15 protein-coding genes are annotated in these 19,147 nt (G+C 44.5%); 14 read left to right on the forward strand and 1 reads right to left on the reverse strand.

Going from position 1 to position 19,147, the window contains the following annotated elements:
- The first annotated feature begins 33 nt into the window (after nt 1-33).
- From BLS23_RS03675 to gndA, 4 genes are all read left to right on the forward strand, one after another.
- A complete protein-coding gene (locus BLS23_RS03675) occupies nt 34-492 on the forward strand; it encodes a tripartite tricarboxylate transporter TctB family protein (protein ID WP_089651187.1) in 459 nt (152 codons plus the stop codon).
- A 16-nt stretch (nt 493-508) separates the two neighbouring features.
- The gene (locus tag BLS23_RS03680) at nt 509-2,026 is read left to right on the forward strand and encodes a tripartite tricarboxylate transporter permease (protein ID WP_089651188.1); all 1,518 of its coding nucleotides are present in this window, start codon (nt 509-511) and stop codon (nt 2,024-2,026) included.
- A gap of 617 nt (nt 2,027-2,643) precedes the next feature.
- On the forward strand, nt 2,644-4,089 hold the full coding sequence (zwf, locus tag BLS23_RS03685) for a glucose-6-phosphate dehydrogenase (protein WP_089651415.1): 1,446 nt from the start codon (nt 2,644-2,646) through the stop codon (nt 4,087-4,089).
- Between the two features lie 40 nt (nt 4,090-4,129).
- On the forward strand, nt 4,130-5,542 hold the full coding sequence (gene gndA / locus BLS23_RS03690; protein WP_089651189.1) for an NADP-dependent phosphogluconate dehydrogenase: 1,413 nt from the start codon (nt 4,130-4,132) through the stop codon (nt 5,540-5,542).
- A 248-nt stretch (nt 5,543-5,790) separates the two neighbouring features.
- On the opposite strand, the gene BLS23_RS03695 is transcribed toward gndA, so the two are convergent.
- A complete protein-coding gene (locus BLS23_RS03695) occupies nt 5,791-6,975 on the reverse strand; it encodes an ROK family transcriptional regulator (RefSeq protein ID WP_089651190.1) in 1,185 nt (394 codons plus the stop codon).
- A gap of 124 nt (nt 6,976-7,099) precedes the next feature.
- Between BLS23_RS03695 and BLS23_RS03700 the strand changes: the two genes are divergently transcribed.
- The 10 genes from BLS23_RS03700 to BLS23_RS03745 are packed head-to-tail and all read left to right on the forward strand — an operon-like array spanning nt 7,100 to nt 19,143.
- Nucleotides 7,100-8,119, forward strand: coding sequence for a TRAP transporter substrate-binding protein (locus BLS23_RS03700; RefSeq protein WP_244157068.1), 1,020 nt, complete (start codon nt 7,100-7,102; stop codon nt 8,117-8,119).
- A 53-nt stretch (nt 8,120-8,172) separates the two neighbouring features.
- The gene (gene uidA, locus BLS23_RS03705; RefSeq protein WP_089651191.1) at nt 8,173-9,969 is read left to right on the forward strand and encodes a beta-glucuronidase; all 1,797 of its coding nucleotides are present in this window, start codon (nt 8,173-8,175) and stop codon (nt 9,967-9,969) included.
- A complete protein-coding gene (locus tag BLS23_RS03710) occupies nt 9,970-10,458 on the forward strand; it encodes a TRAP transporter small permease (RefSeq protein ID WP_089651192.1) in 489 nt (162 codons plus the stop codon).
- 9 nt (nt 10,459-10,467) lie between these two features.
- Nucleotides 10,468-11,766, forward strand: a complete 1,299-nt coding sequence (locus BLS23_RS03715) for a TRAP transporter large permease (protein ID WP_089651417.1) — start codon at nt 10,468-10,470, stop codon at nt 11,764-11,766.
- An 18-nt stretch (nt 11,767-11,784) separates the two neighbouring features.
- Nucleotides 11,785-14,202 (forward strand): glycoside hydrolase family 31 protein, encoded by a 2,418-nt coding sequence (locus BLS23_RS03720; RefSeq protein ID WP_089651193.1) that lies wholly within the window; start codon nt 11,785-11,787, stop codon nt 14,200-14,202.
- Nucleotides 14,195-15,610 carry a glucuronate isomerase gene (gene uxaC / locus BLS23_RS03725; protein ID WP_089651194.1) on the forward strand — a complete coding sequence of 472 codons (1,416 nt, stop codon included), beginning with the start codon at nt 14,195-14,197 and terminating at the stop codon, nt 15,608-15,610. The genes BLS23_RS03720 and uxaC overlap by 8 nt, the downstream gene beginning before the upstream one ends.
- Nucleotides 15,607-16,692, forward strand: coding sequence for a mannonate dehydratase (locus BLS23_RS03730; RefSeq protein WP_089651195.1), 1,086 nt, complete (start codon nt 15,607-15,609; stop codon nt 16,690-16,692). Before uxaC ends, BLS23_RS03730 begins: the two co-directional genes overlap by 4 nt.
- On the forward strand, nt 16,658-17,500 hold the full coding sequence (locus BLS23_RS03735; RefSeq protein ID WP_089651196.1) for an SDR family oxidoreductase: 843 nt from the start codon (nt 16,658-16,660) through the stop codon (nt 17,498-17,500). Before BLS23_RS03730 ends, BLS23_RS03735 begins: the two co-directional genes overlap by 35 nt.
- Before the next feature lie 12 nt (nt 17,501-17,512).
- Complete coding sequence (locus tag BLS23_RS03740) at nt 17,513-18,145, forward strand: bifunctional 2-keto-4-hydroxyglutarate aldolase/2-keto-3-deoxy-6-phosphogluconate aldolase (RefSeq protein ID WP_089651197.1); 633 nt, start codon at nt 17,513-17,515, stop codon at nt 18,143-18,145.
- Nucleotides 18,142-19,143 (forward strand): sugar kinase, encoded by a 1,002-nt coding sequence (locus BLS23_RS03745; RefSeq protein ID WP_089651198.1) that lies wholly within the window; start codon nt 18,142-18,144, stop codon nt 19,141-19,143. Before BLS23_RS03740 ends, BLS23_RS03745 begins: the two co-directional genes overlap by 4 nt.
- Nucleotides 19,144-19,147: the final 4 nt, after the last annotated feature.

Genomic DNA, 19,147 nt, shown 5'->3' on the forward strand with positions numbered 1-19,147 from the left:
AGGCCCTTTTCTATTAGATCGAAGGTGATGTTTTTGCTGAAAACGTTGAACCAGAAAGTGAGTATCTTCTTGATTTTGTTCGCTGCTGGTTATCTTTATTTGAGCTATAACTTAAAGGAATACCCTTATGTACCGGTCGATTCGGATTTTGTTCCTAAGATCCTAGGCTTCTTATTGATCATACTTGCCATCTTTTTATTTTTTGATAAATCTTCAGAAACAGAAGAAGAAAAAGAAAAACGTCAGGTACCGAAAAAAGAAATGCTGGTATTGCTCGCGGTCGGTGGCATGATTTTTCTTTACATCTTCTTACTTGAAATCATCGGCTTTGTTTTGAGTTCCATGCTATTCATTTTTGCCTGTTCCTGGTTCCTGGGGTACAGAAAGCTCGTCACGACCATCCTCGTTGCGGTTCTATTTCCACTGATTATGTACCTTTCGTTCAACTACTTATTACAAATCCGATTACCACAAGGGTTACTACCATTTTAAGGGGAGGTGAGTCACCATGGGTGCAATGGAAGGATTAATGCAGGGAATTCAGGTCGCGTTCAGTTGGCAGGGGATTTTGTTCGTTCTGATCGGCGTCGTTGCCGGCACGCTTATTGGGATGATGCCAGGGCTTGGTCCGATCAGTGCAATTGCGATCATGATTCCGATCACATATGGAATGGATCCCTCTGTCGCTTTAGTAATGATGGCGGGTGTCTATTATGGAGCAGTATTCGGCGGTTCGACGTCTTCCATTCTCTTGAACGCGCCAGGAATATCCGGAACGGTCGCCACATCCTTTGATGGCTATCCGATGGCCCAACGGGGAGAGGCAGGAAAAGCATTGGCGATTGCTGCGATATCCTCTTTCGTCGGTGGAACAGTTTCCGTCGTTCTTTTGATGTTATTCGCTCCTGCTTTGTCTGCGGTCGCTGTTTCATTCGGTCCGCCTCAATATTTTGCCCTCATGTTCTTAGGTCTGACGGCAATCGCAAGTTTATCTGATGGCTCTACAATCAAAGCTTTGATTACAGCGACAATCGGTTTTATGGTCGCGACCATAGGAATTGACGGCCAGACGGGGACGAGCCGTTTTACGTTTGGCAATCCCAACTTACTGGAAGGGATCGATTTTCTTGTTATCGCGCTCGGATTATTCGCGTTGGCTGAGATTTGTTTTCTTGTGAAAAACCGGAAGGATCAATCGCTTCAAAATCAAGGTGATATCGGAAGTTTGAAGCTTAGTAAAGCAGATTTCAAAGAAATGCGCGGCCCGATGAGCAGGCAATCGTTCCTCGGTTTCATTCTGGGTGTTTTGCCAGGTGCAGGTGCAACAATCGCTTCCTTCATCGGTTATATTTCAGAAAAGAAAATCGCCAAAAATCCCAAAGAGTTCGGTAAAGGATCAATCAAAGGGTTGTCTGCCCCGGAAACGGCTAATAACGCAGCGACCAGTGGTGCCTTCGTTCCTTTACTGAGTCTTGGTATACCAGGGTCCGGAACAACAGCTGTTATGTTAGGCGCATTTCTCGTCCTCGGTATTCAGCCAGGACCACTCTTGATGGCGGATCGCCCGGAAGTCTTCTGGGGCATCATTGCAAGTATGTACATCGGGAATATCTTCTTGTTGATTCTGAATTTACCACTGATTCCATACATTGCAAAAATATTGAAAATCGCACGTCCAATGCTGATCTCGCTAGTCGCGATTTTCAGCTTGATTGGTGTTTATGCCATCAGCTTCAGTACGTTTGATTTATATTTATTGCTGATCTTTGGTTTCGTGGGTTATTTAATGAGACTATTCAGCTTCCCGGCCGCTCCGTTCATCTTGGCTTTCATCCTCGGTGGCATGATGGAGCAGTCCCTAAGACAGTCTCTTACGGCTGCAGGTGGAGACATGATCATTCTCATCTCCGACCCCGTATCAATCGGACTTTACATCGTAAGTATCCTATCGTTCGTTGTACCGATAGTTCGTAATCGAAAAAATGCACAAGCGGATCAGGCAGAAGAAGAGTCGAATGCTTCCTAAAAAGGAGAGCGTTCGGCTTTTTTTCTTTTTATCGTATGGCTTAAGACAAGACGGTATCGCTCAAAGTTGAGAAAGAATCGCTCAAATGGAGGCATATATCACTCAAAGTAGAAGGAATCACTCAAATGGATCGAGATATCGCTCAAAGTGAAGAGAAAATCGCTCAAATAGAGAAGGATATCACCCAAAGTCGAGAAAAAATCAAATCATCCAGGGCCAAATAGACCTTAAAAATCAAATATAATATGAAAAATTTTTTCAATCTATTGCAAATAAGAGTGAAAACGCTCACACTAAGAGTATAGCCGACATACAAAGCGTCACGTTTCTCACATCGCTGAAATTAAGCCTGATGCGGACCGTACGCCTCCTGTTGCCTCTTTAAAAACAGCCGAATTTTCAGTAAAATAATTTTCATGGCAAGCTACACATTTTAGACACATTTCATAAATGTCATGGATGAGGTAAACAATAAAACAGTGTTCGTGGCGTAAGCCTGTTCACTTACATATTTGGTGCTCATGCTTTATACTAATAAAAGCTGAAAAGTACAGGAGGTAACACGAATCATGGACCAACACAACACGAAAAGTCATGGAATCGATACCGTAGAAATGATGGACGACATGACCTTTGTTTTATTCGGAGCAAGCGGTGATTTGGCGAAACGTAAAATCTATCCCGCTCTCTATAATTTATATATTGAGGGAAAAATGCCGAATTCCCTTTCCGTCGTAGGCCTTGGACGTAGACCTTACACGCAGGAAGACTTCCATAGCATCATTAAAGAGTCTCTGGAATCTTTCTCAAGAAGAGATGTAGACGAATCGAACTTGGACGAGTTCCTTGCTTCTTTCCGTTACTTTATATTCGATGCGATGAAGGATGAATCTTATCAGGGATTGAAAGCCTTTATTGAAGAAAGAGAAAGTGAGCTTTCGATTCCAGAAAACCGTCTGTTCTATCTTTCGGTTGCACCGAAGTTGATTGAGCCGATCTCGGCATCTCTTCACGAAAATGGAATCACGGATACAAGTGGTTGGAAGCGTCTGATCGTTGAAAAGCCATTCGGAAGTGACTTGCACTCAGCAAGGCATTTGAACGCAGAGCTGACAAAAGTTTTCCAGGAAGAGGAGATTTTCCGTATTGACCACTATCTTGGAAAACCGATGGTGCAGAACCTTGAATCTTTGATTCGTCCGAACCCGATTCTGAAGGCGCTCTGGAGTCATGAACAGATTGCGAATGTCCAAATTACAGCAAGTGAGACCGTCGGTGTTGGTACAAGAGCGGGTTACTATGATAAAGCTGGAGCGATTCGTGATATGGTACAGAACCATTTGCTGCAGTTAGTGATGATGACCGCGCTTCACCACCCGGCAAAACTGACGCCGAAAGAAATTGAAGAAAAGAAAAAAGCAATTATGGAATCCCTACGCCCTGTAGAAGAAGATGAAATCTCCAAGCACGTGGTGCGTGGACAATATGAAGCGGGGGAAATGAATGCAGAGCCGATCCCTGGTTATTTAGAAGAAGACGGTGTAGCGGAGAACTCCAACAATGATACGTACTTCGCTGCTCGTTTGTATATCGACAACAACTATTGGAAAGGCATTCCTTTTTACATCCGTACAGGGAAGCGTCTCGAGAAAAAATCGACACGCATCATTATCGAGTTCAAGAACGAAATCGACGCGGATGAAGATGCGGCAGGTGCGGTCTCCAATCTGTTGATGATTGAGATCAATCCGAACGAAAGTGTCGGGCTGCGCATCAACTTGAAGGACGACTCGAACGAGAAGTTCGAGCCTGCTTACATCAACTTCTCTAAAAATCTGGATGCCCAACCAGAAGCCTATGAAAACTTGTTGAATGATGCCATGCAGGGTCATTCTACGTATTTTGCTCATTGGAGTGAAGTGGAGCTATCCTGGAAGTGGGTCCAGCCAATCCTGGAAGCATTCGAAAACGACGCTCTCCCTCTTCACGGCTATCAAGCTGGATCTGAAGGGCCGGAAGCAGCTGAGAAGCTCTTGAACGAAGACGGCTATACATGGTGGTAAGAACTTTTTATAGATAGAATGGAAAGGATTTGATCGGAACATGGATAAGCAGAATATCGGAGTCATCGGTTTAGGAGTCATGGGGGCGAACCTTGCCCTGAACATTCAGGATAACGGCTACACCGTGTCTGTCTACGATTACTGGACAGACCGTGTAGACGAACTGGTCGGAAATGATGAAAACACAGGTAATATTTCTGGAGCTTACAGCGCAGAAGAATTCACCGCTTCTCTTGAAAAACCACGCAAAATCTTGATGATGGTCAAAGCAGGCGAAACGACAGACAAAGTCATCGAAAGCCTAGTCCCTCATCTAGAAGAAGGCGACATGCTGATCGACGGTGGTAACACGTACTACGAAGATACAGAACGCCGCGCATCTTACTTAGAAGAAAAAGGCATCCACTTCATCGGTACAGGATTCTCCGGCGGGGAAGAAGGAGCGCGTAAAGGACCTTCCATCATGCCAGGCGGGCCAGGGGAAGCGTATGCAGAAGTGAAGCCGATCTTTGATGCAATCGCTGCGAACGTCGAAGGTACACCATGTGCTGCCTACATGGGCCGCGGCGGTGCCGGCCACTACGTGAAAATGGTTCACAACGGCATCGAGTACGGTGACATGCAGTTGATCTGTGAAGCGTACTTCATCATGAAAAACGTCCTTGGACTGTCTGCACAAGAACTTCACGAAGTCTTCAAAGAGTGGAACGAAGGCGAGCTCGACAGCTACCTGATCGAGATCACTGCAGACATTTTCACAAAAGTGGATGAAGAAACAGGCAAGCCGCTTGTTGAAGTAATCCTTGATACAGCCGGTCAAAAAGGAACAGGAAAATGGACAAGTAAGAGTGCCCTTGACCTTGGAGTGCCTCTTCCGATCATCACAGAGTCCGTGTTCTCGCGCTTCATCTCTGCGATGAAAGAAGAGCGCGAGAAAGCAAGCCAATACCTGACTGGTCCAGAAGTTACTTTTGACGGAAACAAAGAAGAAGTCATCGAGTCTCTACGCAAAGCGTTGTACATGAGTAAGATCTGCTCCTACGCCCAAGGTTTCGCGCAGATGCGTGCACAATCGGAAGAAAAAGGCTGGGACCTTCAGTACGGCGACATCGCGATGAACTTCCGCGGCGGCTGCATCATCCGTGCTCAGTTCCTGCAGAAAATCAAAGATGCTTACGACAAAGACGAGAACCTGACGAACCTGCTTCTCGATCCTTACTTCCAGGACATCGCAACATCTTATCAAAAAGAGCTTCGTGAAACACTCGCTCTTGCGATTCAAAACGGTGTACCGGTACCTGCGTTCTCAAGTGCCCTTGCTTATTACGACAGCTACCGTACAGCCAAGCTTCCAGCGAACTTGCTGCAAGCACAACGTGACTACTTTGGTGCGCACACGTATCAGCGTATTGATAAAGAAGGTACGTTCCATACGGATTGGATTAATGGATAATAGTAATGAAAGAGCGCAAGCCTTTAATATGGCTTGCGTTCTTTTTTTTGGTTTCAATTCCAGGTAGTAAGTTGAGGAACGCGCATAGAAGGTGAGAATCGCGCGCAGGAAGAGTGATTGGTAACGAAAAGTGTAAGTGTCGATCAGAATAGTTTGATTCACGCCCAAGTTACCCAACTTCTCGACCTTTACATCTAATTGTAAAAATAAAAGCCAGAACATACGCTCCCTGCATGTTCTGGTCTTTCTCAACTAATAGAAGCTTTGTCCACCTTATCAAAATAAGGATAGTGACTAAGGTTCAAAGAGTTGATTCCGTAATATTCTTTTAATGAAATCGCTACGCCGCCAAGAGAGCAGGCTTCCTTTCCTAAAGATGAAGTGACAATCTCTTGGTAGTTGTTCATTCTTGAGTTCAGACGCTTTTTCAAAGAAATGAGCAAGTGTCTGTGCTGGTGCATGAATTCACTGTTGATAATGACGATTTCGGGATTGAAAATGTTAATGATGTTATTCAATCCAACAGCCATGTAATCCAGGTATTCTTCTATTATGGATTCATCCTTAATAGAAGCTAAGTCAAAATCATCTGTTGAATGCTTGATGTAACCTTTCGCTTTCAGAGTTCTTTTCAAGGCATGTTCAGAGGCGTAAAGTTCCCAGCAGCCCTTATTACCACAACTGCATTGTAGGCCGTTTCTTTCGACGATCATGTGGCCGATTTCTCCTGCGAACCCCTGGCTTCCTTTGTATATATCATTTCCTTCTAATATACCAAGACCGATACCAGAGTACATGGTGATACTGAACAGGTCCTCCATCGGATAGTGGTACACTTGTTCAGCATAAACGGTCAAATTCGCATTGTTGTCGATGTGTATCGGGATATCGAAATGCTTTTCAAATGCTTCTTTCATGTTGATGTTGTTCCACTGGACTTTTGGTGTGAAAACGATGTTGTGATCGTTATTAACAATGCCGTGTATGCCTATTCCAATCCCTGTTAACCCTTTAGGCGACTCGGACACACGATGTTTTTTAAGAACATCATGAACGTTTTCAATCACTTTCTCGATATTTTTACACACATCCTCATCCTCGGTTTGGACTTGGTAATTGGCGAGTGGTTTACCAAGCAGGTTGGCAATTTGAATTTGAGTCTGTGGCATATCAAAGTCGATTCCGATCGTGTAACCTGCCGCTTCATTCATTTGAAGAAGAATCGGTTTTCTTCCACCATAAGAAACCTCGGAAGGACGTTCGATGATCAATTGCTCTTCCATCATATGATTGATTTGCGAGGATACGGTGGAACGGTTCAGTCCGGTTAATCTGGAAAGTTCAATTCTTGATATGGATTGATGCTCAATGATGTTTTCTAATAATATACGTTTGTTCAACGCTTTGATGTAAGTGGCATCTCCTGTGCTCATTTGAAACCCCTTTCAAAAAACTCTTGAAATTTATTTTGGTTACCTTTATTATATGATTAACAGTTTGTTGTGTAAACAAACAAAGTTTTGAAAACGCTTAAAATATTTGAGGGGAGAGGTACATGTGCAAAAGTTAGGTTTATGGTCGTTGTTGTTGATTGGTTCATTGCTTATGCTTGCCGGTTGTGGAAGTTCTGATTCTGAAGCTTCAAGTGATGGGGGTTCTGGTGGAGATAGTCAGGAACTGCGTCTCGCTCATAACTTGAGTGAAGATCATCCGGTTCACAAAGCTCTTGAAAAATTCGCTTCTGGTGTAGATGAAAAGACGAATGGTGAGGTTACAGTTAAAATCTTTGCCAATGGTGTTCTAGGCAGTGAGAAAGAAGTACTTGAACAGCTCCAAAGTGGCGCAATTGACATGACGAAAGTAAGTGCTGGAGCACTTGAAAGTTTCTCAAATGAGTATTCTGTTTTCTCTTTACCTTATATTTTTAAAAGTAAAGATCATTATCGAAAAGTAATGGAATCTGATGTTGTGCAGGAAATCTATCAATCTACTGAAGATAAAGGGTTTGTAGGCCTTACTTACTTTGATTCTGGTGCACGTAGCTTTTATACGAAGGATACGCCGATTCAAACACCTGCCGATCTAGAAGGTTTAAAAATTCGTGTCATGGATAGTCCAACTGCGATTCAAATGGTAGAGCTATTGGGCGGAACACCGACGCCGATGCCATACGGGGAAATTTACACAGCGCTGCAACAGGGAGTGGTTGATGGAGCGGAAAGTAACCCGACTGCATTAACGACAGGTAAACATGGCGAAGTAGCGAAAGCGTTCTCACGCAATGAACATACAATGATTCCGGATATCGCAATCATCAGTAAGCAGACATGGGACAGCCTTTCTGATGAACAAAAGACAGCATTCGAAGAAGCAGCTAAAGAAGCTACTGAATATCATACGGAAATCTGGAATAAAGCGATGGAAGAAGCTGTAGCAGAAGCAAAAGAAATGGGCGTCGAGTTCAATGATGTGGATAAAGAACCATTCATTGAAGCCGTTCAGCCGATGCACGAAGAATTTAAGCAAGACAATAGAATTGCAGAGATCATGGAACAAATCAAGAGTTTGACTGAATAAAACAAAAGGTGCTCATTAAGGTGGGCACCTTCATCTTTAAGGGGGCGGAAACCTTGTTATATCCAAGGATGACAGAGAAAAGACAAAAGAAACCATTGGATGGCGTTTGGAAGTTCCAGCTGGACCCGAGCGGAAAAGGTGTTGGAGAAAGGTGGCCATCTCAGGGGATTCCGTCCCCGATACATATGCCCGTACCTTCAAGCTATAACGATATTACTACTTCTGAGGCGATTAGAGACTTCTTAGGAGATGTGTGGTATGAAACGTCTACCTATGTGCCCTCGGAATGGATGACAGAAAGGATCATTTTAAGATTCGGAGCAGTTGCTCATCATGCTAAGGTGTGGGTGAATGGCCACTTTGTCACGGAAAGTCATAATGGCTTCCTTCCTTTTGAGGCCGATGTGACTCCTTTTGTAAATGAAGAAAAGATGAACCGCATCGTTGTGAAAGTGAACAATGAATTGACATGGGACATGCTTCCTCCCGGGGATGTTATAGAAAAAGTTACAGAGGACGGTGAAATCAAAAGGACCCTGCACCAGCAGCACGATTTTTTCAATTATGCAGGTATTCACAGATCTGTTTTCCTATATACGACACCACAAACGTTTATTCATTCGCTTAATATTGGTACCGATTTCAATGGAGAGACAGGAATAATAACGGGGGAATCCGAAAGTCCACCATCAGCTTTTGTCTATTATTCTTTGAAAGATGATCAGGGAGAAATCATAGCTGAAAGACATGGAGCTACCACAGAAATACAGGTCCCTGAAGCAGAAGCTTGGAGCCCTGATAATCCTTATTTATACAAGTTGGATGTCTACCTCAAGGATGGGGAAGGGACAATTCTCGATCATTATTACTTGAATGTCGGTATCAGAAAAATCGAAGTCAAGGACGAGCAGTTGTTGCTCAATGGATCCCCTATTTATTTAAAAGGGTTCGGAAAGCATGAAGATGCTGTCATTAGAGGAAAAGGGTATGATCCTGTCACTAATTTAAGAGACATGTATTTAATGAAGGAAACAGGAGCGAATTCGTTCCGAACCGCTCATTACCCCTATGCAGAAGAGGTTTTGCAATTGGCAGATCAACTTGGATTTTTAGTCATCGATGAAACGTCTGCCGTTGGCCTGTTGAGTCAAGGAGTACCAGCGACGGGGAATCTGGAGCCCGTTTTCAGCAATGGGAAAATTTCCAGCCACTTGAAGGAGTATCACTTGGATACGCTTCAAAGATTAATTGAACGGGACCGTAATCATCCGTCTGTCATCATGTGGTCTCTCTCGAATGAAGCTTCGACGATGGAACCGGAAGCGGAAGTCTATTACAAGGATTTGGTGGAGCTTGTTCGGAAGCTCGACGACCGGCCGATCATGAATGTGAACTTGATGCTGATTGAACCGGAGAAATGTTTCGTATCCAAACTTGTGGATATCATCGGTTTGAATGTTTATTTTGGCTGGTATTCGACACCGGGGGATCTGAAGGCAGGTACAGCCGAACTCAGGAACTATCTCGAAAGATGGGCGAAGACGCACGACAAGCCGATCGTCATTACGGAATATGGGGTCGATACAATGCCGGGACTTCATAAGGTACCCGCCGTCATGTTCTCGGAGGAATTTCAAGTGCAGTTTTTAGAAAAGTACCACAATGTTTTTGATGAGTTTCCAAAAGTGGTTGGTGAACAAGTTTGGAACTTCGCTGATTTTATGACCAAGCAGGATACGGTACGGGTGGACGGGAATAAAAAAGGAATTTTCACCCGCGACCGTCAGCCGAAGATGGCTCAATACACACTGCAAAAGAGATGGAAAAGCCCGTTAAGGGAGGGGAAATAAATGGTTGCAAAGATAAAAATGGTGTTAGACAGAACAATCATGGCTGTCACTACAGTGTTTACCGCTGTTCTTGTCATCGGTGCGATCTGGCAGGTGGTCAGCCGTTACTTCTTTAATGCGCCAAGTACAGTGACTGGTGAACTACTAAGGTTTTTGCTTGTATGGACAGCTATTTTGGGAGCGACCTATGCGTTCGGTTCCAACCAGCATTTAGCTATCACTTTTTTAAAGAACAAGTTTAAAGGAAAGATCCGTCTTGGAGTAAGGATTGTGAATGACGTGTTCATCTTCGCATTTGCGATTTTAATTATGATCAAAGGCGGAATGGAAGTTGTCAGTATTACGATGACACAAACGACACCAATTTTGAATATTCCCATGGGTGTGGTTTATTCAATCCTGCCGATTTGTGGTGTACTCGTCGTCATTTATAAATTATTGCTTGTGAAAGAGTACCAAGAAGAACTCAGTACAGGAAAGGAGGGGTAACGGATGGACATGGCATTACAGGCTTCACTCATATTGTTCGGTGTTTTCTTTTTGTTGCTGGCATTCGGAGTTCCGATCTCCGTGGGAATCGGAGTTTCTTCATTTATCACTGCTTTAAGCGTCGTTCCATTTGATGTGGCTGTTTTCACCGCTGCACAAAAAATGGTCCAGGGCATTAACAGTTTTGCGTTGCTCGCCGTTATCTTCTTCATCCTGTCCGGGAGTATTATGAACAATGGCGGAATTGCGATCAGGTTGATCAACTTGGCGAAGTTGATTGGCGGGCGTCTGCCGGGCTCTCTCGCACATACGAATGTCGTCGGAAATATGCTTTTCGGGTCCATTTCAGGTTCAGCCGTAGCATCAGCTGCTGCCATCGGTCGAGTGATGGGGCCGTTACAAGCGAAGGAAGGATATGACCGTTCGTATTCTGCGGCGGTAAACATTGCTTCTGCACCTGCGGGGCTATTGATTCCGCCTAGTGGTGTATTGATCCTTTATTCATTGGTCAGTGGTGGAACGTCCATTTCTGCCTTATTTATGGCAGGTTATTTGCCAGGTATATTAATGGGACTTGCCATCATGATCGTCGCTTATTTTATTGCAAAAAAGCAGTCTTATCCTGTCGCTGAACGTCCGACTTTCCAACAAGGTCTCAAAGTCGTTTTGGATGCGATTCCGAGCTTGTTGCTGATTGTCATCGTTATTGGTGGTATCGTAGCAGGTATTTTTACGGCGACAGAAGGTGCGGCGGTTGCGGTTTTGTATTCGATTATTTTGGCGGCCGTCTATCGTGAAATCAAGCTGAAAGACATTCCAGATATTCTTCGTGAAACGGTCGTCATGACAGGAATTGTTTTATTCCTTGTCGGAGCATCTTCAATCATGTCCTGGGTCATGGCATTCACAGGGATTCCAACAGCGATCAGTGATCTGCTTCTGCAAGCGTCGGAGAATCCGATCATCATTCTTCTGATCATGAACATTATTCTACTGATCATCGGTACATTTATGGACTTGACGCCAGCCGTACTGATTTTCACACCGATTTTCCTTCCGATTGCGATGCAGCTGGGGATGGATCCGGTTCATTTCGGAATCGTGCTCGTCTTCAACCTCTGTATCGGAATTATGACGCCTCCTGTAGGTAGTGCGTTATTCGTCGGTTGTAGTGTGGCGGATGTCTCCATCGAGTCGGTGCTCAAACCATTGACGCGTATGTTCATTGCTCTAATTATTGCTTTGCTCTTAGTGACTTATATCCCATGGATCAGTCTGGCCCTGCCAGAATTGTTCGGACTTTTGTAAATAAAAAGGAGAGTTCTTATGATTACTCAGCTATCGTTTACTTGGACAGACGCTCGAAACAACCGTGTCACCTTTGAATCAGAAAGCAACCAAATTTCACTATATATTTTAAAAGAGGGTGTGTTCCGGGTCCACCATCATTCAGGAAGTGACCTTGATGAAAGAAAAACGTGGGCCATTGCACCTGGGATGGATGATGTGCCGTTTGAAGGAAGGGGAAGGGAAGATGTCTCTGCTTTTTCCCTTCCTGTTTATGAAGCAGTTGAAGAAAATGGTCACGTGTTGATTTCCACTTCGAAATTGATGGCTGAAATCCATCTTCATGGCTTTTATATCGATTGGTATGAAAAGAGGGACGGAGAGTGGTTGAAAGTCGCCGGTGACCGAAAGACCCAAAGTTATAATTTTGAGAATCAGCTGGGTGAAGGCGTGTTCCACTATATGGAGCGTGACCAGGAGGATCGTTATTATGGTTTAGGTGAAAAAAGTGGAGACATGAACCGTCATCACAAGCGTTACCAGATGAGGACCATCGATGCGATGGGGTATGACGCAGAAAGAACCGACCCATTGTATAAACATATCCCATTCTATATCGTTCAATCACCGAAAATAAGTACGGCTTACGGTCTATATTACGACAACTATTCGGACAGCATTTTCGATATGGGAGCAGAACTGGACAATTACCATGGCTTATACCGTTATTATCAGGCGAAGTCAGGGACACTCGACTATTATTTCATTCTCGGTCCATCGGTGAAGAACGTCGTCGAAACGTACACATGGATGACAGGGAAGATGGTCCTTCCACCGAAATGGAGTCTAGGATACTCGGGTTCTACAATGACTTATACCGATGCGCCTGATGCTCAAGAGCAGCTTAAGAAATTTGTGGATGCGTGTAAACAATACGACATTCCATGTGATTCCTTCCAGCTCTCTTCCGGTTACACATCCATCGGAGATAAGCGTTATGTCTTTCATTGGAACCGGTCCAAAGTGCCAGATCCGGAAGGGATGAACGAATACTTTCATGAGAATGGCATTCAAGTGTGTGCCAATATCAAACCGGTCCTGCTTACGGATCATCCTCAATATGAAAAAGCAGCCGAAGAGAACCTGTTCATTAAAGATCATACCGGTGATTCCCCTGAGGTTTCGCAATTTTGGGATGCTGTTGGATCTTATGTGGATTACACCAATCCGACCGCCATCCGATGGTGGAAGAATCAGGTGAAAGATGCCCTATTACGCTATGGGATTGATTCCACTTGGAATGATAACAACGAATACGAAGTGTGGGATGAACGGGCTATGGCTCATGGCTTCGGCAAACCGCTTCCTGTATCAAAAATCAAACCGATTCAAACGCTCCTTATGATGAAAGCATCTTTGGAAGCTCAACAGGAATACGATAAAAACCGTCGTCCATATCTCATATCCCGCTCTGGTGGTCCAGGCATGCACCGATATGTCCAAACATGGTCCGGTGACAACTACACAGCGTGGAAAACGATTCGTTATAACTTGAAGATGGGTCTCAGCTTGAGCTTATCCGGCATTTACAATTTCGGCCATGACGTCGGTGGTTTTTCAGGAAAAGCACCGGAACCTGAATTACTGATCAGATGGATCCAGAATGGCATTTTCCACCCGCGTTTTACGATCCATTCCTGGAATGAAGATCAGACGGTCAATGTTCCATGGATGTATCCGGAATATATTGAAACCATCCGCCACTGGATGAAAGAACGGGTCAAATGGATGCCGTATTTCTACCACCTTTTATACAACGCCCATAAACAGCAGCAGCCGATACTTATGCCGACCTTCTATCATTTTGAAACAGATGAAAAGACGTTCGAGGAAAATGATGAGTTCATGGTCGGGGAAGATCTACTAGTGGCGAACGTCATGGAAAAAGGTCAAACGACAAGAACTGTGTATTTGCCTGCAAATGACCGAGGATGGTATGACATGAACGCTGAAACATGGCATGAAGGTGGTCAAACGTTGACCGTGGATGCTGATCTTCATCAAGTGCCTTTATTCGCTCATGGAGGTGCCGTGTTCCCAATCAGGGATGGAGAAATTTCCTTCCGTCATAAAGAAGACGATGCACGTGGGTTACTCGTTTACCCGGCCAAAGGCGCTGCCACAATCGAGAAATCTTTTTATGATGATGATGGAGAATCTCTGGATCATGAAAAGGGTGTGGCGAGCTGGTTGACCGTAAAAACGGTGACGGATGACCAAAACGTCCAGGTGGATGTAAGTATGAAGGGTTCTTATCAACCTTTGTATGAAAAAGTACGCATCTATTTTCCGGAAAGTGAAACGCGTACGGTAGTTGTAAACGGTGTCCGTTTGTCTGATGACTTCTATACGGACTTGAATGTGAAATTTTTAAAGGAAGGTGAAAGTGATGAGTAATTTTATTTCAGAGGACTTTTTACTGACCAACGATTATGCGAAAACGCTTTATCATGATTTTGCCAAGGATCTCCCAATCATTGATTTTCATAATCATTTGCCTCCAGATGATATTTCAAAGGATGTCACGTTTAAGACACTGACGGATATATGGCTCGGTGGCGATCATTATAAATGGCGGCTGATGAGAGCGAATGGCATCGATGAACATTATATTACCGGCAATACGGATGAAAAGGAGAAGTTCAAAGCATGGGCTGAAACAGTTCCGAACACGCTCGGAAACCCACTGTTCCACTGGACTCACATGGAACTGAAAAGGTATTTCGGAATCGATGACTTTCTCAATCCTGAGACAGCGGATCGTATTTGGGACATGGCAAATGAAAAGCTTCAGAATGGTGGGATGTCCACGCAACAACTATTGAAAAAAGATCGTGTCGAGTTTGTCGGTACGACGGATGATCCTACCGATGACCTGGCATTCCACAAAGAATTGCAGGATGGAAATCACCCGTTTCAAGTCGCTCCATCATTCAGACCGGATCCTGGCTTGAAAATCGATAAAGAAGATTTCAATGCCTGGGTACAGAAACTGGGTGAAGTGACGAATACGGAGATTCAAAAGTACTCCGACTTCCTGGATGGATTAGCTGAACGTGTTGATTATTTTGATCATCATGGATGCAAAGCCTCCGATCATGGCATTGATGAGATGTTTTATAAACCAACGGATGAGCAAGAAGTGGCAGGGATTTTTGATAAAAAAATGCGTGGAGAGAGCCTGACAAATGTTGAGGTGGAGAAGTATAAAACATTCACGCTTCAATTCCTCGCCTCCCTATACAACAAAAAAGGTTGGATTATGCAGCTTCATATCGGGGCGATGCGAAACAACAATACGAAAATGTTCGAACGTGTGGGTAGAGATGCGGGGTATGACTCACCGGGAGACCGCTCGCTTGCAAAGCCTTTATCCCATATGCTCGACTCTATTGAATATGGGAGCGGTCTTCCTAAAACGATCCTCTATTGCTTGAACCCGAAGGATTATTATGTGCTGGCGACGATTGCAGGGAATCATCAGGACGGAAGCACGGCTGGAAAAGTTCAATTCGGAACCGCCTGGTGGTTCAATGACCATATCGACGGCATGGAAAATCAAATGAAAATCCTCGCTAATGTCGGACTGATCAAACATTTTGTCGGGATGCTGACAGATTCACGTTCTTTCTTATCATTCTCCAGGCACGAGTATTTCAGAAGAATTCTCTGCAATCTATTCGGTACATGGGCACAAGACGGGAAAGTACCGTCAGATATTGAATGGCTGGGAGCTTATGTGAAAGATATCTCTTATCATAATGCAAAAGAATACTTCGGTTTGAAGAATGGAGTAATTCTATGAAAATGAGTTTTCGTTGGTATGGAGAGGACGATCCTGTCACGCTCGAACAAATCAAGCAAATCCCACAAATGAATGGCATCGTTTCAGCTATCTATGATATCCCTGCCGGGGAAGTATGGCCGCTGGAGAGAATCAAAGAATTGAAAAATGCGATTGAATCCGAGGGCCTTGAGCTTACAGTCATTGAAAGTGTACCCGTACATGAAGATATAAAGTTAGGGCGACCAACGCGGGATCATTATATTTCCAACTATCAACAAACGTTAAGAAACCTTGGTGAAGCTGGCATTTCAACGGTGTGTTACAACTTCATGCCCGTCTTCGACTGGACGAGAACCAATTTGACTGAGCCTCTACCAGATGGGTCCCATTCTCTTGCTTATGAAGAATCAACCGCTCGAAGCTTAAATCCTTTAGATGGAAAACTGACGCTTCCAGGCTGGGACCTTTCCTATCAGTCTACGGAATTGCAGGCCATTATGGATGAATATCAAACCATAGGTGAAGAGCAACTCATGGAGAACCTTATCTACTTCCTGGAAAAAGTCATACCAGTAGCAGAACAAGTAGATGTAAATATGGCTATCCACCCGGACGATCCGCCTTGGAACATATTCGGATTACCAAGAGTTGTAACGAACCGCAAAAATATTGAACGTATTCTTGGAAGTGTGGAAAGCCCCCACCATGGACTGACGTTTTGTTCAGGATCTTTCGGAGCTGAAGGGGAGAATGATTTGCTTCAAATCATAGAAGCTGCACGTGGACGTATCCATTTCGTCCATGCTCGGAACATCCGTTGGACAGGGGAGCGTTCATTCCAGGAAACTTCGCACTCGGTTCATGAAGGATCTCTTCCAATGATAGAAATTATAGGAAAACTTATCGACTGTGGGTATGAAGGTCCGATACGCCCTGATCACGGAAGAATGATCTGGGGAGAAGAAGGACGGCCCGGGTATGGATTGTATGATCGTGCCCTCGGGGCGACGTATTTAAATGGAATCATCGATACATGGAAAATGAATCAAAGAACGGAGGATAAAGATGAAGCTGCCATTTCAAGTAGATCTCAATCATAAAGTCGCCGTCGTCACGGGTGGAAGTGGTGTCTTAGGGTCCGTTCTCAGCCGAACTTTAGCTCAATGCGGCGCAAAAGTCGCCGTTCTTGCGCGAAACCAAGAAAAGATCGATGAGGTTGTCACTTCCATTACAGAAGACGGGGGTACAGTTAGAGGTTACAGTGTAGATGTTCTCGATTCGGAAAGTCTCCAAGAAGTGAAGAAAAGCATCAATGAAGAATGGGGAAAGATCGACATTCTGATCAACGGTGCAGGGGGAAACCATCCGAAAGCAACGACGAGCAGCGAGTATTTTACTGGCGATGAGGAAGAGGCGCAGTCCTTTTTTGATCTGTCTCCCCATGCCGTTGATGATCTGTTTCGATTGAATTTTTCGGGCACTTTAGTTCCGACACAGGTGTTTGCCAAAGATATGCCAGGTAATGACGGGAGTACCATAATCAATGTGTCATCCATGAACGCTTTTACCCCGCTTACGAAAATTCCGGCCTACAGCGGGGCTAAAGCAGCAGTCAGCAACTTCACCCAGTGGCTTGCGGTCCATTTTTCTAAAGTGGGGATCAGAGTCAACGCCATAGCCCCAGGTTTCTTTCTTACCGATCAAAACCGAAACCTTCTGCTTAATGAAGCGGGGGATTACACAGAGCGCGCGGATAAAATCCTGACCCAGACGCCGATGGACCGATTCGGTGAGGCAGAGGAACTGGCAGGGACGATTCTCTGGCTGGTCGACTCAAAAGCATCCAGTTTCGTGAATGGAATCGTAGTTCCTGTCGATGGCGGTTTTTCCGCTTATTCAGGAGTATAAGGAGGGAAGAAGATGAAGAAACTTGATGTGTATCAACAATTGCTGAACAGTAAATTAACCGTGGTCGTTCGTGGAAACTCACCAGAACAGGCCATCGAAACCGCTGAGGCCTGTATAAGAGGTGGGGTCAAAAGTCTTGAGTTCACGTTCACTATTCCTCAGGCGGAAAAAGTTATCCAGCATTTTTCAAATCATGATGGGATCATCATCGGAGCAGGGTCTGTCCTTGATTCTGAAACCGCTAAATTAGCCATTCATTCAGGAGCCGAATACATCGTCGGACCGAATTTCAGTAAAGAAACGGCCAGGCTTTGTAATCGATATCAAGTCCCTTATATTCCAGGATGCATGACCGTGAACGAAACCATCGAAGCGCTTGAATTTGGTTTATCCATCGTGAAGCTGTTTCCTGGCCAAGCCTTTTCCCCTTCTCATATCAAAGCGGTCAAAGGCCCGGTCCCTCAAGTGGAAATCATGCCTACAGGCGGTGTGGATCTTGATAACATCCAGGACTGGTTCCGAAACGGTGCTGTTCACGTAGGAGTCGGAGGAGAGATTACTAGACCAGCTCAGCAGGGGAATTTTGAAACAGTTACCGCGAATGCAAAGTTGTTCATTGAAGCGATTGAAGAGGTGTTCGTATGAGTAGAATCGTCACTCTCGGAGAACCATTGATGCGAATGACTCCCCCAGGTTTTCAAAGAGTCAAAGAGACGAAGGAATTCCAAGCTACCATCGGTGGGGCGGAACTCAATGCATCTGTAAATCTAGCAAACTTCGGACATGAGGTCACGTTCGTATCCGCGGTTCCAGACAATGACCTGGGAGAAAATGTGAGAAAATTCCTTCGGGAGCGGAACGTCAACGATCAATGGGTGAAAAGGGAAGAGGGACGGCTCGGTGTCTATTTCGTTGAAGAAGGATATGGACCCCGTTCAGCAAAAGTGACGTATGATCGCACCTACTCTTCCTTTTTGCAAGTGGCAGGGCAGGAATGGAAGTGGGACGCTATCTTCGAATCTTGTCAATTGTTCCATGTGTCCGGTATTACACCGGCTCTTTCGTCCTCACTGAAGGAATTCACTCTTCAGGCGGTTAGAGAAGCTCGCAAAAGGAATGTCCTCATAAGTTTCGATTGTAACTATCGAAGCAAATTGTGGAGTGAAGAAGAAGCAAAACTCGCTTTTGAACAGATTCTTCCTTATGTAGATATCTGTTTTGCCGGACAAAAGGACTTCACACATATTTTGAATGTAGGTCCAGAAGAGAACTTTCATCCAAGTCTATTAAAAAAATACTTCAGAGAAGCTTCGCAGGATTATGGAATTTCCCTTTTCGCCTGTACGAACAGAGAAGTGATAGATTCACAGAGTCATCAACTACAGGGTTTTCTATTTAAAAATGATCAGTTCATTGAAAGTCAGAAACATTCCATTCAGGTTTTGGACCGAATCGGTGGTGGAGACAGTTTTGCCGCAGGAATTCTGCATGGAATGCTAGAAGGTTTGGATGAGACGTCCATTCTTGATTTCGGAATGGCTTCAAGTATCTTAAAGCACACGGTGAAGGGAGACCATTCTTCTTTTTCTGAAGATGAGGTGTTTGAATTTATGAATGCTCACCTTCATGATGTGGTTCGGTAATGTA

Source organism: Halobacillus aidingensis (assembly GCF_900104185.1).
GTDB lineage: Bacteria > Bacillota > Bacilli > Bacillales > Halobacillaceae > Halobacillus > Halobacillus aidingensis.